Here is a 14,901-nt window from a genome sequence, read left to right as displayed (position 1 = left end):
AAGGAGTGAGTAACGTGACGAATGTGTTGGAAGTGACAGGATTGACTACCACGTTTTCAAAAAATGAAAGGGCTTTCAAGGTGGTGGACAATCTTTGCTTACAGGTCAAAAGAGGTGAATCGGTCGGGATCGTCGGAGAATCAGGATGTGGAAAAAGCGTTGCCTCTCTATCCATGATGCGCTTGCTCAGTAAAAACGGAAGCATTGCAGGCCGTATTCAACTGAACGGAGCCGATCTCTTGCGCTATAGCGAAAAAGAGATGCAGAAGATTAGAGGAAAAGAGATCGCTATGATCTTTCAGGAGCCGATGACTTCGCTGAATCCCGTACTGACCATCGGCAAGCAATTGAGCGAAGGACTGGAAAAGCATGAGGGCATGAACCGAGTTCAATCGAGACAAAGAGTGCTCGAGCTGTTGACGCAGGTGGGTATTTCACGTGCCAATGAAATCTATCATGAGTACCCGCATCGTCTGTCAGGGGGGATGCGACAGCGCGTGATGATCGCGATGGCGATTGCTTGTCATCCAAAGCTGCTGATAGCGGACGAACCGACGACTGCCCTAGACGTAACAATCCAGGCGCAAATATTGGATGTCATGAAAAAAATCCAAAGAGAACTGGGCATGTCGCTCATCATGATCACGCATGATTTGGGCGTCGTCGCCGAGACATGTGACCGGGTACTGGTGATGTATGCCGGGCAGGTCATTGAAGCGGCGGACGTTCGCACACTGCTCCGAAGCCCCAAGCATCCGTACACCATGGGCTTGATCAAGTCAACGCCACATAATGCCAAAGGCCAGAAGAGATTGCACAGTATCGCGGGAAGTGTGCCGGCCCCCGATCATTATCCGAAGGGATGCCGTTTTGCACCGCGATGCGAGAAGGTGATGCCTGTCTGTTTGGAGCAAAATCCCCCGTTGCTGGATGTGGATCAACAGTCGGAGTGCCGTTGTTGGCTGTATCGAGAGAACAGGGAAAGCACGGCGGTGAATGGATGAAGACGCCTCTTTTGCAAGTGAAGAACCTGAATAAGAAGTTCCTAGTCGGCAAAGGGTGGTTCCAGCAGCCGAGTTACGTGCATGCCGTCCATGGGGTGAACGTGACTGTCAACGCAGGTGAAACGTTGGGAATCGTGGGAGAGTCAGGCTGTGGCAAGTCAACACTGGGCAGATGCATTTTGCGCTTGATCGAGCCGACAGACGGCGAGATCGTGTTCGAGGGTCAAAATATCCGCAGCTTACAGAAGGCAGACATGCAAAAGCTGCGGCGTGATATGCAAATGGTGTTTCAAAATCCATTTGACACCCTCAATCCAAAGCTGACGATCCAGCACATTTTGTCAGAGCCATTAATTGCCCATGGTATCCCAAAGCGCGAGCGAGCAGCCATGATCGAAGAGACGCTGGAGATCGTCGGTTTGAACAAAAGTCATTTGTCGCGATACGCCCATGAGTTTTCCGGAGGACAAAGGCAAAGAATCGGGATCGCTCGCGCCTTGATGCTCAGGCCAAAGCTCATCATAGCTGACGAGCCTGTGTCCGCCCTGGATGTATCGATCCAATCGCAAATTCTCAATTTGCTTCAGGATTTGCAGGAGCAGTTTTCGCTCACGTATCTTTTTATCTCGCATGACTTGAGTGTCGTCGAGCATATCGCCGATCGAGTAGCGGTGATGTACTTGGGAGAAGTGATTGAGCTGGCGAAAAAAGAAGAGCTGTTTCAGCGCCCGATGCATCCCTACACTCAGTCGCTTCTCTCCGCCATTCCCATCACTGATCCTGACGAGAAAAAAGAACGGATCATTTTAACGGGGGATCTGCCGTCTCCATCGAATCCGCCGCAGGGCTGCAAGTTTCACCCGCGCTGTTGGGCGTGTATGGACGTGTGCAAGACAGAAGCCCCTCCATTCACAGAAGCAGGCGGCAGACTGGTTGCGTGTCATCTCTATACAAAATAAGGGAGCAGGAGTGATAGATAGATGTTGGACCCACGTCTTACGAAGCTGGCGAATGTGCTGGTGAATTACTCGACGAATGTGCAGCCGGGAGATAACGTGCTGATCGATGCGATGGAGGTGGACGCCGCTCTGATAAAGGAGCTTGTCAAAGCTGTTTCGCGAGCAGGCGGACATTCTTTTGTGAACCTGCGTGAATCCTCGATTAGCCGTCAGTTATTGCTAGCGGGAACAGAGGAGCAATTCCGTTTAGAAACAGAGATGGACAAAGAGCGAATGGAAAAAATGCAAGCGTGCATCATTATCGAGGGTGGGCTGAACATCAATGAAGTGTCTGATGTCCCTGATGAGCAGATGAAGCTGGCTACGTCCTTTTTCAAAGAAGTAAGTATCGTGCGTCTCAAAAAGAAATGGGTCTATCTCCGTTATCCGACGCCTTCGATGGCGCAGCTAGCGAATAAGAGTACAGAAGCGTTCGAACAGTTCTACTTCGATGTCTGCACAATGGATTATGCCAAAATGGCAAAAGCCATGCAGCCGCTCAAGGAGCTGATGGAGCGAACGGACCGTGTGAAAATCACGGGACCTGGCACAGAGCTGACCTTCTCAATCAAAGGTATTCCTGCGATTCCGTGTCCGGGGCACTATAACATACCAGATGGTGAAGTATTTACGGCTCCTGTTCGCGATTCGGTGAACGGTGTCATATCGTTTAACACGCCTTCGCCTTATCAAGGCTTTACCTTTGAAAAGGTACGGCTGGAGTTTGTGGACGGGAGAATCGTTAACGCCACAGCCAATGACTCGGAGCGCTTGAACAACATTTTGGATACGGATGAAGGTGCCCGGTACATTGGGGAGTTTGCTTTGGGGGTGCACCCGTTCATTCGGGAGCCCATGCAGGATATTTTGTTCGATGAAAAAATCGACGGCAGCTTCCATTTTACCCCGGGACGATGCTACGACGAGGCATCCAACGGTAACAAATCAAACATCCACTGGGACATGGTCATGATTCAACGCCCAGAGTACGGTGGCGGTGAGATTTGGTTCGATGACCATTTGATTCGCAGAGACGGACGCTTTCTCTTGCCAGAGCTTGCACCACTTAATCCGGAAAACTTGAAAGAGTAGGAGGAGCATGAGACATGACACATGGAATCGACGCGCATTTTGACCTTTTGCTAGATGTCGCTATTCAACGCGAGCACGGCAGGCGAAAAGTAATAGAATCGGAATACTTACCTGATTTCGTGGCGGGCGGGGTGCAGACGGTTGTCGCAGCGATTTATATCGACAACAAATTCCTGCCGGAGATGGGCTTGAGAAAAGCACTGCAACAAATCAGCGCGTTGCACGCGGAAGCAGATGAATCGCCTGAGAAGATGATGGTTTGCAAAAGTGTGGAAGACATGGAGACCGCGAAGCGAATGGGGAAAATTGGTTTTGTACTCTCTCTGGAGGGCGCGGAACCGTTATATAATGATCTGAGTATGCTCCGTGTTTTTTACGAGCTGGGCGTGCGCCTAATGGGACTTGTGTGGAGCAGGCGGAATTTCGTTGGAGACGGTAGTCATTTTAGTCCGGTACGAGAAGGGCGCAAGGGCGGGCTCACCGAGTTCGGCATCCGCGTCGTCGAAGAGGCAGAAGCAATGGGAATCATCATTGATGTCAGTCATCTGAATGACGAAGGCTTCTGGGATCTGATCGAGGTAGCACGAAAGCCCATCATCGCTTCCCATTCCAATTGCCGGACATTAGCGAGTTCCATGCGCAATCTGACGGATGAGCAAATCAGGGCGATCGCATTCACCAACGGCGTAATCGGCATCAATGGTGTCAATCTGTTCGTAGCGGACACAGACGACCAGGCTGATATCGAGCACATGATCAATCACGTCGATCACATCGTGAAGCTGGTTGGCATTGAACACGTCGGACTGGGTCTGGACATCATCGAGCCATTTATGAAATACGATTCTCCCGATGCGTTTATTCAAGCAGGACGCAAAGATTTTGATGTCGTAAAAGGACATACCAAGGTTCCGGAGCTTGCGCGTGCCCTTGCCAAAAGAGGGTACAAGGATGAAGCGATTGAGCGTATTTTGGGCAAAAACTTCATTCGCGTGTTCAAGGACGTGTGGAAATCATAGAGAGATGAGGGAGTGGAACATTGACCATTACGATAGCGGTAATCTCTTCGGAAGAATTTTTGCCAAGGATCTTGAAGCATACCCAATCCATCGATTACATTCAACTGACCTCGTATACATACCAGAACCCCAAAGAGAGTGCTGCGTTGCTTGATCAAATCCATGACTGCGACGTGCTGCTTTTTGCTGGCCCACTTCCTTATTTTTTTGCCAAGGAAAAGGTAGAGCAAAAGAAGCTGCCTGCGGTGTACATTCCGCTCGATGAATATACCATTTCCCTCTCGTTGTTTCATACCTTGCTGAACGTTCCAGGAGGACTGGACCGCATCTCGATAGATTTGCCAAAAGCGGAGTATATTGAGAAGGTTGCTGAAGAATTGGGCATTACTTCTACGCCTTGGTATGTAAAAGACTACAGTGAGATTATTGAAGAAGGCGGGACGAGATTTGACGTGGAGGAGATTATTCAATTCCACAAGGAGCGCTGGGAACAGAAAAAGAGCCATTTTGCTTTGACTGGCGTTGACTACGTATACAGTCGATTACGTGAGATGAATATCCCTTCCGCTTCTCTCGTTAGTCCCGATAAAAATATTCGCGATGCCGTCAATCAAGCTATTGCTTACGGCCGATTGAAAATTAGCAAAAATTCGCAGATAGCTGTGGGGATTGCAGCGATCCAGCAAAATGATGGTCCGCCAGTAGAAACACAATGGCAAGATGCGACGATTATTTTGTTGCAAGAGCTGCTGGAGCTCGTCAAAGAGACGGACGCTTCCATTCAAAAATTGGGACTAGATCAATTCATCATCTATGGCACGAGAGGCAGCATCGAGCAAATGATTGAATACGGGAAGATCATGCAAGTAGTGGGCAATGTCGATCTGCTTGCCAAAGTGACGGTTGCCATTGGGTTTGGTTTTGGCCTAACAGCGAAAGAGGCCGAAGCGAACGCACGCATTGCGATCTATCATGCCCAGAAAACAAAAGAAAGCAGTGCGTATTTGGTGACGGATGAAAAAGAAGTGATCGGTCCGTTGAATACAGAAGCGAAGACGTTCCAATTAAAAAGCGAGAACAAGGAAGTGCTGGAGATCGCGGAGAAGACTGGCGCAAGTGTCGCTACCATCACGAAAATCATGCAGTATGTCAAGCTTCGCCGCGATAACCGCTTCACCGCTTCCGATTTAGCCGAGTACCTCCAGATCAGTCGCCGCAGTTCAGAAAGAACCTTGAAAAAACTGATCGATCATCAGGTCGTAGAGGTCGTCGGAGAAGAACAGCCGTATCAGCAAGGACGCCCGCGGGCTGTGTATCGCCTTAATTATTCATGACTCTCCTCATGTAACATCAACCTGTCCCGGTTTTCCGTTTGCGAAGGCAATCCGGGACCCCCACATCCCTCATGTAAGAAGCAATCCGACCTAATTAGCGACTATATAACGACAAAAGCAAGCTTCAAATGGAAATGACTCGAAAAACGGAGGTCGCGACATGCTATCAGAACGGTTAAAGAGCCAAATTCGCAGTGTTTTACTTATGTGTGTACTCGTCTTTTCCATCGTTGGCTGCAGCTCTGCTTCCACTCCGCCTACAGACGAGAAGCAAGCAAATCAACCAGCAAAAAACTCCCAGCCCAAAAAGGGAGGGACGATCACCATGGGCTACCAGATGGAGCCTGATACGCTGGACCCGCAAAAAACGTCAATGCCAGCCGGAAATTTTGTTGGGGTCCTTTTAGGGGGAGCCTTGCTGATCCTCGATCCCTTTACGTTTGAGTTGAAGCCGCATCTTGCTGAATCGTACACGATCTCGGACGACGGCAAGACCATGACGTTCAAGATACGCCCTGGCGTGAAGTTCCATGATGGAACACCGCTCACAGCGGAAGTTTTTAAGCAAAGCTATGAACGCGCACTCGATCCGAAAACAGCCTCACCGGTTACGGGACCGGATGTATCTGCGATCAAATCCATTTCAGCTCCTGATGATTCCACATTGATCTTTCATTTGGATGAGCCCTCCGCTTCCTTACTTTCTAACTTATCATATGGCGGCTACCAGCAGCCCATTTCCATAGAGGCACGAAACAAATACGGAAATGAGCTGGGACGCAATCCTGTCGGGGTAGGTCCGTGGAAATTTGAGAGCTGGAAAACAGGCGAATCGATCACACTGGTACGAAACGACGATTATAAGTGGGCAGCTCCTTTTGCTCTGAATCAAGGACCTGTAAGACCCGACAAGTTCGTTCTGAAATTTATTCAAGACAACCAGACCATGATGGCTGCTCTCGACAGTGGGACGATTGATATTGCCACTGTACCCCCGAAAGACGCGAAGAAATACAAGGATCACAAAGATTTTACGGTGTTGGAAGGAATGCAGCCTGCAGAGTATTTCATCGGGATGAATCTGGAAAACGAAATCTTGCAGGATGTCCGCGTGAGAAAAGCACTGAACTTGGCGATCAACAAAGACGCATTGATCATGGCAGATCTGCAAGGAGAGGGGGTGCCTGTCTACGGACCGATCCCACCAACGATGATCGGATACGATGCGGCAGTAGAGCAGTACGGCTACAAGTACAATGCGGAGCAAGCCAGACAACTGCTGGAAGAGGCAGGATGGAAGCCAAACGCGCAAGGGATAAGGGAAAAGGATGGAAAAACGCTCAGCCTGACGATGCTCATCGAAGATACAAATCCCGGGCATCAGCTGGTGCAAAGCATGTTCAAAGAGATTGGTGTCGAATTGCATATCCAAAAGTATGAATCAGCGACAGCTCTTGAACAGGCACTGAAGGGCGAGTACGATTTGTTCTCAACGGGTCATGGCAGTGTCGATCCAGATATTTTGCACTTGTTACTGCATTCGAGTCAGATCGGGGGCTTGAATTTCTTTCGCCTCAGTGATCAACAGCTTGATAGCCTGCTAGATAAAGGACGAACGACAACAGACCAAGCGCAGCGACAGCAGGTTTTTGCAGACATTCAAAAAAGAGTCGTGGAACAGGCCTATTGGATTCCGCTCTATTCCGCAAAAACATTCGTGGTCGTCAGTAACCGGATTCAAGGCGTCAAGCCAAATCCATTAGCATCCTTGATTATTCAGGACATGTGGGTGAACGAGTAGGGCATGGCATGACAACATTCGAAAGAGGTGGAAGAAATGAGACAGCAAGGCTGGTCAGTAGAATGGGAAGACCTGGTTGCAAAAGAAATGAAGGAAGGCAGCGTTCCGGGCTTTGTCATGGGTGTGAATTTGAATGGGCAGAGCTTGTTTCGCAAAAGCTTTGGCTACCGGGATCGTGAAAAGGAACTCGAAATCACTCCTGATACCGTGATGGGTTTGGCCTCCGTTACGAAGTCCTTTACATGCATGGCGATCATGCAGCTACAGGAAGCGAAGAAGCTCTCTGTTCATGATCCAGTGATCAAATACCTCCCTGAGTTTCGTACCCCAGATCGTCAAAAAACGGAGCAGATGACGATTCATCATTTTATGACGCACACGACGGGCATTCCGCCGCTGCCCATTGATCACCTGGCGATTCGCAACTCCATGCTCGAAGACATGGCTGAAGAGGATAACCCGATTCACCGTTACTTGAAAAAGGAGTACCAGAAACCGATCTACACGTTCGAAGAGCTGATGGAAGCTCTCGCTCTGGCGGAATATGAGCTGGTGGGCTCTCCAGGACAATTGTTCAGCTATTCGAATGATTGCTATTCTCTTCTGGGAGCGGTCATAGCCAGAGTGAGTGGGAAGTCGTATGACGTTTATGTCAAAGAGCATATTTTGGAACCAGCAGACATGAAGAGCAGTACCTTTCTTCTGAGCGATCTGCCTCACTTGCCGGATGTCACCACCATCTACCATTTGAAAGAGAATAATGGAGTGTCCGAGATTTACCCAGATCCACTGTGGGAGGACGGATTACTGGTAGCCGCCTCGGGGCATTTGAATTCAACTGTACGAGACATGTTAAACTACGCTGAAATATTCCGTACGGGCGGATGCGTGGGCAAGGAACGAATTTTATCCGAGGAGAGCGTCAAACAAATGATCTATCCGCATGTTCAGAACAGCTACAGCAGGTACTACGGGTATGGCTTATCCATTCAACCCGACTACTATGGGGGTACCTTGATCAAGCACGGTGGAGCGATCAAAGGTGTCGCCGCCCATTTAGCGATTGTTCCGGAGCGGGGGATTACATCCATGGCCTTGGCCAATTTAACCGGAAGTCCCGTCGAAAAAGCCACACTGACAGCACTCCATGCCGTAGAAGGACGTCCATTGAATACGCCACAGTACCAATTCGAGACATATAGCGTCCCTCTTTCCCAATTAGAAGAGTATGTCGGTCGATACGCTAGTGGGGAAGGAATGGATATCATCGTATATGTGGTAGAGGATGTCCTGATGATGATAGATAAGACGTTGGATGCGTTTGGTGGAAAACAACTGAACTATCTATTGCGACCAATTGGAGAGCATCAATTTATCACCGAAAGGGAGGGAAGCGAGCTGACAGTTGGCTTTGTAACAGGCGAAGACGGCTCTGTCACTGCCATGTCCCTTTATTATCGAATCATTCCACGAGTAGCAGCTGCGGAGGGGAGTCGAGTATGAAAATAACGTCTGTTTGTGTTCATGCCATTAAGCTGCCGCTAAAACGCCCATTTATTATCGCGTACGCCTCTTATGAGGATATGCCGTCCATTATTGTAAAAGTGGAGACAGACAATGGATTGGTGGGACTAGGCGAAGCGGTACCGGATCAAAATGTCACCGGAGAGACGTGGGAGTCTACCTATACGATGCTCGTTCATAATCTGGCGCCTGTTGTGATCGGTGAGAATCCGTTTGATATCGAGAGAATCCATGAGAAGATGAACCAGGCTGTTTGGGGAGTCCCAGCAGCAAAAGCCGCCATTGATATTGCCTGCTATGATTTGATGGGAAAGGCGGCTGGTCAACCTGTTTATCATTTCTTGGGCGGAAAATATCACACGACTCTTTCCTTCCCATATGTGTTAAGTATTTTAGAGCCAGAGGTTATGGCAGCTGAAGCTAGGCAAGCAGTGGCAGCTGGGTATGGCTCGATCAAAATAAAGGTGGGAGCTGATCTTCAGACAGATATCCAGCGAATCCGGGCTGTTCGGCAGGCAGTTGGTCCTAGCGTAGGGTTGCGGGTGGACGCCAACCAAGGTTGGGAGAACCGTGCGAACTCCTTGCTTGTTTTGCAACAGATCGAGGATTGTCACATTGATTGGATGGAGCAGCCTGTCCTGGCTGATGATCTCGATGCTCTCGCGGAAATTCGCAGGCAAACAACGATTCCAATCATGGTAGACGAGGGACTGCACGGGACGAAGGAAATGCGAGAAGTCATCGCGAAGAAAGCTGCAGATAAAGTAAACATCAAATTGATGAAAAGTGGAGGGATATATCCTGCTCTTAAATTGGTGAACCAGGCGGAGATGGCCGGGATGGAGTGTCAGATTGGTTCGATGCTGGAGTCTTCAATTGGCAGTGCAGCTGGTGCACATTTGTCGCTTGCGAAAAAGAACATCATTTCTAACGAATTGGCAGGACCAGCGATCATTTCGCGGGACGTAGCCCAGCTTATGGTTCACGGGAGTCAAATTGTCGTGTCAGATCAGCCAGGGTTAGGTGTAGAGCTAGACGAAGCGGTGCTTGCCGACATAACGGAGAGGTCAGAGCAGGTCATCGGAGCGAAGCGGCAACCCGTATAGGGAGAGGACTGAATGCAAAATACGCGCGTAGAAATCGTCGAGGCATTGACAGAAGACCAGCTTCAGATGATCAAGGCAATGGAGCAGGAGGCTTTTGGCGTACATGGAGCAATTGATGAATGGGTGCTCGTACCGCTTGTGCGACATGGCTGCGTTGCTCTTTTCATGGAAGCAGAGGAGGCGCGTCCTGTAGGGGTATGTCAGCTCCTGAGGGATTTTCGTCAGCCGGACAAGTGCTACATGTATGGGTATTACATCCGAGCAGATCGTAAAGGGATGGGGTATGGGTTCTCTTTCTTGAACCGATTGCTAGAGCAGCTGCGTGAGGATGGGTTTCGTCAGATTTGCCTGACCGTAAGCCCTGATAATACTGGAGCAGTCGGACTCTATCAAAAAGTAGGCTTTGCGGTTATCGAGACACGGATTGCGGAATATGGTAGTGGAAACGATCGCTATTATATGGTGAAAACGCTATAGAGGGGAGTCGCTTACGATGGAACGGTTTCCTGTCTATCGGATCAGGGGGACAGCGCGAGAACGGGGACAACAAATGGGCCAACTCACCAAAGAGCAAATATGGATCAATCTCGAAGCGTACGAAAGAACCTTTCGAGATGGAGCAGGTCTTCACTGGAAGGACGCAACCGAATATGCTACTCAGTTCATCCCCTGGATCGAGCGGTATGACCAGGAGATTATGGAGGAAATCAGAGGAATTAGCGAAGGGGCGGAGCGGGATCTGCTTGATATTGTGACGCTCAATGTTCGTAGTGAAATCATGACCAACTTAGGCGATCCATTTGGAAAAACAGATGGGTGCACGAGTGTGGCGGCTGTCCCTCCTGTGACGAAAAACCAAGAGACCATCATCGGGCAAAACTGGGATTGGATACACCTCATGGAAAAGGGGCTTGTTGTACTGGAGATCGAGCAACAGCCACGTCCGAACATTTTGATGATTACCGAAGCGGGGATCGTAGGTAAGATCGGAATGAACGACAAAGGCATGGGTGTTTGTCTGAATTTTTTGCGAATATCGGAGCGAACCGTCGGGGTTCCTATTCATATCGTATTGCGGGGAATCTTGAATAGTGGGACGCTCTCACAAGCCATCCGGCAAATCACCCGTCTACCACGTGGCACGTCAGCCAATTATTTGCTTGCGCATCGGGAAGGAGAGACGGTGGATGTGGAAGCGACCTCAAGAGCGCACGACGTCCTCTATCCAATGGAAGGGTATATCGCGCATGCCAATCATTTTGTCGGGTCCCGTATAGCTGTAGATGATCAAGCGAAAATGGGGGAAGCCGATACGCATCTGCGAATGGGGCGGGCCCTGAAGCTGTTGGCGGCAGCGCAAGGACAGATCGAAGCTGACCATATCAAGGAGATCTTTCGTGACCATATGAGTTTTCCCGAAGCCATATGCCGACATGGAGACGTGGAGTCGACTGGAGCAGAAGAGCTGGTCGGTCGCACGTTATTTTCCATCGTGATGAATCTGACAGAAGGACAGTTTGAATTGTCCAAGGGTCAACCTTGCAATACGCCGTACCATACGTACCGGTTTTCATCCAGTTAACAAGCATAAGCGTAGACATTTCTCTCTATTGTTTATTGGAGATTCATTGGCCCTGTACTCGTTGTTACCCGACCCAAATTAGGCACCGGACATGTTCCGGTGCTTTTTTGTTTACTTGACAATTAAAAGACAATGAATCATTATGTTTATTAAATAACAAACGAAAATGAATTTTGTTTATTAATTTAGTCGGTGGAAAAGTGAGGGAGAAACCATGAATCGAGAAGAACTGAAACAACTGTATAAAGAATCGAAAACGCAGGCAGGGGTGTATCAGATCAAAAACACCCAAAACCAAAAAATCTGGATCAGCGCCACCCGCAACCTGAAGACGATGAACGGAAAGCTGTTCAGTCTCAAAATGGGTTCGCATATAAACAAGCAGCTTCAACAGGAATGGAATGAGTACGGAGAAGAGGCATTCGTCTTTGAAGTGTTGGAGATTTTGAAAAAGAAGGAAGACGGATACTTTGATGAAAAGGATGCCCTGAAGAAACTGGAACAAAAATGGCTCGACCAGCTCCAGCCGTACGGAGAGCGCGGATACAACCAGGAAAAACAGAAAGAACAATAATCAAACGAAAAGAGGGAAAGAAAATGAAAATACCTACGAACTTGAACCATAAGCCTGTTGTCGTGTCGGATAACTATGAGCGCGTTGATGGCCGATTAGCCAGGAACACAGATGCGAAAGCACTTTCTCTGGGAGTGGCAGAGGGCAACTCCAGAAGAAAGGTCGATATATCTGCCAAGGTATGGAGATACACGGGAGAAGAATGGTCAAAACAATCGGAGGAACTGCCTCTCCATCGTGTTCTTGATATGTCCATACTGATTTGTCGGTCGTTGGCCCATTTTCGCGACGCATACAGATATGAGCATTATTATGACCCGCAGGAGCCTGTCATCGACCGGGTTGCCCTGCAAGGAGATGCAATGACCGTGGCGATATGCACGGACAATGAGAGTCTTCATGAAGACATTAAGCTGTTTAGCCAAGGGCTGAGCAACGACGATGAGATGATCGGTGAACGTCTGCGCACATTATCAAAACTATTAAAGGATATGGGGTATTGAAATGTTTTCCAATCGTTATGTTCGTACGATTATCCTCTCCCGCGTGCTTTTGCATTTGGGGATTTGGATCCGGAATTATGCCGTTCTTCTTTTCGTTAGCGAATTGACGAATAATAATCCGGTTTATGTATCACTGATTTCGGTTGCGGAATTCGCTCCGATCTTTCTATTTGGCCTTATTGGCGGGACCTTTGCCGACCGATGGCTGCCGAAGCGGACAATGGTTTGGAGCGATCTGCTGTCTGCCGTGTCCGTCGGGGCTGTGCTGCTTGCACTCATGAATGGTGGATGGATGGCACTTCTCATCGGAACATTTATTTCCGCCAGCCTGTCTCAATTTTCCCAACCCTCAGCCATGAAACTGTACAAGAGGCATGTGCCAACTGAACAACTACAAGGCGTGATGGCAATGTCCCAAACGCTTGTCGCTGTCTTTACGGTTTTAGGTCCGGTCATCGGTACGTTTATTTTCATCCAGTTTGGAATTACAGCCTCTCTGATTTTGACTGCTGTTCTGTTCTTAGGGTCTTCCCTTGTATTAGCGACGCTTCCCCGTGACGCGGAGGAAACGAAGTCTGATTATGCCGGCGGCTTCATAAAGGAGCTGAAGGCGGGGCTGCGCTATATTGGGACCAATCAATCCTTACGCACACTCTGTTTGACTTTCTCTGCTGTCGGATTGGCGTCAGGTCTGACACAACCGCTTCAGATTTTTCTTGTCATCGAGAATTTGGGGCAGGACAAACAATTTTTGCAGTGGTTGGTAATGACCAATGGGTTAGCCATGTTGGCAGGAGGAGCAATCATAATCGGGATAGCCAAAAAGGTACGTCCACAGATGCTGCTTATAGTAGGCTTGCTTGTCTCTGCCGTATGTACGATGGTAGTAGGCGCTACCACAACGATTTGGTTGATGATTGTTCTATTAGTGATCAGCGGTTTCTTCTTCCCTTTTATTCAAGGCGGAATCCAGACGCTGATTGTACGTAACACGGAGGGGGCATTTATTGGCCGGGTATCTGGTACGATCACGCCAGTTTTTATGGGGATGATGGTGATTGGTATGTTTCTATCCGGCTATCTGAAGGAGACGCTCTCGTTGGTTGGGATCTATGTGGTGAGCGGTGTGTTGATTATGATCGGTGCGTCTTTGCTGCTTCCTCTTCTTGGTGAGAAAAGGAACAAAGATCAAAGTGGGCCAGCACTATGAGGGGAGTAGAAATGTGATGATTGAAAATGAAAAATATGATTTGTCACCCGAAAGACAGCTGACGGATGCAGAAAAAAAGCTTGTTTGGAAAAAGCCTTCCACTCATAAGGTCAGTGAAGAAGAACAGCGCATTCGTAAAGAAATAAAACGCAACTGGAATCGCGGGGAAATGAAAATCGCCAATATATTATTAGAAGGTGATGCCGGTTCTGGTAAAACACAACTAGCCAAAGCATTATCTGCTGATTTCGGGTTGCCGTATACGAAAGTGACTTGTTTTGCTGATATGGATAAATCGGATATTATTGGCGCTATTTTGCCCGTAATTTCTTCTGAACGTATAGAGAAAATGGAGCCTGCTGAGCAAACGGTATGGAAAGCTTTATATGAAAGCGATGGGTTTCAAAGCATAGCTGAAATTTTAATGGATGCACTGGGAATTACACAGGAACAGGCAGCTTTAAAAATGAAGCAGTTACTGAAGCTTGCAGCAGCGGAAAACACCGATGGTGAAGCGATTGAGTATCGATTTTACCCTTCGGAGATCGTCAGAGCCTATCAAAAGGGTTATCTTCTGGAAATCCAAGAACCAAACGTGATTCGTGATGCTGCGGTGTTAATGGCATTAAACTCTGCCTTGGAGCTGGATGGCTGCATCAATCTTCCCACCGAGATCATACGCAGGCACCCAGACTTCATCGCGGTTATCACAACAAACCGCAGTTATGCGGGAACCAGACCGTTAAACGAAGCGCTGCGTGACAGGGTTCAGCATACGGAAAAGATGGACCTGCCGACCAAAGAAATCATGATCGAACGTGTCATAGCCAAAACTGGTTTTCAAGATGGAAAGATGTTGGGTATTTTAGCGGACATGATTATGGTTTTAGACAGAACAGCGCGGGCCAATGCGATCAAGGGCGTGGCTGGAATGCGTTCCTTTTTCTACTGGGCAGATGCAATTGCTGGAGGAGCTTCCGCAAAAGAATCCCTTTATCATAAGGTCATCTACAAGATCACAACTGATTCGGAAGAAATAATGCTTTTGGAAGAAGCACTAAAAAGTCAAGGTTTGTTTGCCAGCTTGGAAGAAGCCGAGATTGAGCTAAAAAAAAACGAAAATCTGACGACGCCATAGAGATCAGGACATGGGG

General features: G+C 48.6%; 14 protein-coding genes. All 14 read left to right on the top strand.

Features of this window, described 5'->3' with window-relative positions:
- Positions 1-14 precede the first annotated feature (14 nt).
- The 14 genes from HPY28_RS18765 (at position 15) to HPY28_RS18700 (ending at position 14,885) form a co-directional block, all read left to right on the top strand.
- Complete coding sequence (locus HPY28_RS18765; protein ID WP_017251762.1) at positions 15-1,004, top strand: ABC transporter ATP-binding protein; 990 nt, start codon at positions 15-17, stop codon at positions 1,002-1,004.
- On the top strand, positions 1,001-1,963 hold the full coding sequence (locus HPY28_RS18760; RefSeq protein ID WP_174231228.1) for an ABC transporter ATP-binding protein: 963 nt from the start codon (positions 1,001-1,003) through the stop codon (positions 1,961-1,963). Before HPY28_RS18765 ends, HPY28_RS18760 begins: the two co-directional genes overlap by 4 nt.
- 21 nt (positions 1,964-1,984) lie before the next feature.
- Positions 1,985-3,094: an aminopeptidase gene (locus tag HPY28_RS18755; protein WP_173623871.1), complete on the top strand. Its 1,110-nt coding sequence runs from the start codon at positions 1,985-1,987 to the stop codon at positions 3,092-3,094.
- A 14-nt stretch (positions 3,095-3,108) separates the two neighbouring features.
- Positions 3,109-4,113 carry a dipeptidase gene (locus HPY28_RS18750; RefSeq protein WP_174231150.1) on the top strand — a complete coding sequence of 335 codons (1,005 nt, stop codon included), beginning with the start codon at positions 3,109-3,111 and terminating at the stop codon, positions 4,111-4,113.
- 20 nt (positions 4,114-4,133) lie between these two features.
- Positions 4,134-5,447, top strand: coding sequence for a helix-turn-helix domain-containing protein (locus tag HPY28_RS18745; protein WP_174226180.1), 1,314 nt, complete (start codon positions 4,134-4,136; stop codon positions 5,445-5,447).
- Between the two features lie 160 nt (positions 5,448-5,607).
- Positions 5,608-7,248: an ABC transporter substrate-binding protein gene (locus tag HPY28_RS18740; RefSeq protein WP_174231149.1), complete on the top strand. Its 1,641-nt coding sequence runs from the start codon at positions 5,608-5,610 to the stop codon at positions 7,246-7,248.
- A 36-nt stretch (positions 7,249-7,284) separates the two neighbouring features.
- Positions 7,285-8,751, top strand: coding sequence for a serine hydrolase (locus tag HPY28_RS18735; protein WP_174231148.1), 1,467 nt, complete (start codon positions 7,285-7,287; stop codon positions 8,749-8,751).
- Entirely contained in the window at positions 8,748-9,878 is a 1,131-nt protein-coding gene (locus HPY28_RS18730) for a mandelate racemase/muconate lactonizing enzyme family protein (RefSeq protein ID WP_173623866.1), read from the top strand. Before HPY28_RS18735 ends, HPY28_RS18730 begins: the two co-directional genes overlap by 4 nt.
- Before the next feature lie 12 nt (positions 9,879-9,890).
- Positions 9,891-10,355, top strand: a complete 465-nt coding sequence (locus tag HPY28_RS18725) for a GNAT family N-acetyltransferase (RefSeq protein WP_174231147.1) — start codon at positions 9,891-9,893, stop codon at positions 10,353-10,355.
- Positions 10,356-10,371: 16 nt separating this feature from the next.
- Positions 10,372-11,460: a C45 family autoproteolytic acyltransferase/hydrolase gene (locus tag HPY28_RS18720; protein WP_173623865.1), complete on the top strand. Its 1,089-nt coding sequence runs from the start codon at positions 10,372-10,374 to the stop codon at positions 11,458-11,460.
- Positions 11,461-11,674: 214 nt separating this feature from the next.
- Complete coding sequence (locus HPY28_RS18715; protein WP_017251772.1) at positions 11,675-12,034, top strand: GIY-YIG nuclease family protein; 360 nt, start codon at positions 11,675-11,677, stop codon at positions 12,032-12,034.
- Positions 12,035-12,057: 23 nt separating this feature from the next.
- Complete coding sequence (locus HPY28_RS18710; protein ID WP_017251773.1) at positions 12,058-12,537, top strand: DUF6530 family protein; 480 nt, start codon at positions 12,058-12,060, stop codon at positions 12,535-12,537.
- A 1-nt stretch (position 12,538) separates the two neighbouring features.
- Positions 12,539-13,747 carry an MFS transporter gene (locus tag HPY28_RS18705; RefSeq protein WP_017251774.1) on the top strand — a complete coding sequence of 403 codons (1,209 nt, stop codon included), beginning with the start codon at positions 12,539-12,541 and terminating at the stop codon, positions 13,745-13,747.
- A 16-nt stretch (positions 13,748-13,763) separates the two neighbouring features.
- On the top strand, positions 13,764-14,885 hold the full coding sequence (locus tag HPY28_RS18700) for an AAA family ATPase (RefSeq protein WP_174231146.1): 1,122 nt from the start codon (positions 13,764-13,766) through the stop codon (positions 14,883-14,885).
- Positions 14,886-14,901 lie beyond the last annotated feature (16 nt).

It is taken from the genome of Brevibacillus sp. HB1.2, from assembly GCF_013332495.1.
GTDB classification, from domain to species: Bacteria; Bacillota; Bacilli; order Brevibacillales; family Brevibacillaceae; genus Brevibacillus; species Brevibacillus porteri.
This window is presented reverse-complemented; position numbering and strand designations above follow the sequence as displayed.

Excerpts from the sequence above, each read along its gene's own strand:
- HPY28_RS18760 (WP_174231228.1), top strand. The coding sequence starts at position 1,001 with ATGAAGACGCCTCTTTTGCAAGTGAAGAACCTGAATAAGAAGTTCCTA.
- HPY28_RS18755 (WP_173623871.1), top strand. The coding sequence starts at position 1,985 with ATGTTGGACCCACGTCTTACGAAGCTGGCGAATGTGCTGGTGAATTAC.
- HPY28_RS18750 (WP_174231150.1), top strand. The coding sequence starts at position 3,109 with ATGACACATGGAATCGACGCGCATTTTGACCTTTTGCTAGATGTCGCT.
- HPY28_RS18740 (WP_174231149.1), top strand. The coding sequence starts at position 5,608 with ATGCTATCAGAACGGTTAAAGAGCCAAATTCGCAGTGTTTTACTTATG.
- HPY28_RS18735 (WP_174231148.1), top strand. The coding sequence starts at position 7,285 with ATGAGACAGCAAGGCTGGTCAGTAGAATGGGAAGACCTGGTTGCAAAA.
- HPY28_RS18730 (WP_173623866.1), top strand. The coding sequence starts at position 8,748 with ATGAAAATAACGTCTGTTTGTGTTCATGCCATTAAGCTGCCGCTAAAA.
- HPY28_RS18725 (WP_174231147.1), top strand. The coding sequence starts at position 9,891 with ATGCAAAATACGCGCGTAGAAATCGTCGAGGCATTGACAGAAGACCAG.
- HPY28_RS18720 (WP_173623865.1), top strand. The coding sequence starts at position 10,372 with ATGGAACGGTTTCCTGTCTATCGGATCAGGGGGACAGCGCGAGAACGG.
- HPY28_RS18715 (WP_017251772.1), top strand. The coding sequence starts at position 11,675 with ATGAATCGAGAAGAACTGAAACAACTGTATAAAGAATCGAAAACGCAG.
- HPY28_RS18710 (WP_017251773.1), top strand. The coding sequence starts at position 12,058 with ATGAAAATACCTACGAACTTGAACCATAAGCCTGTTGTCGTGTCGGAT.
- HPY28_RS18705 (WP_017251774.1), top strand. The coding sequence starts at position 12,539 with ATGTTTTCCAATCGTTATGTTCGTACGATTATCCTCTCCCGCGTGCTT.
- HPY28_RS18700 (WP_174231146.1), top strand. The coding sequence starts at position 13,764 with ATGATTGAAAATGAAAAATATGATTTGTCACCCGAAAGACAGCTGACG.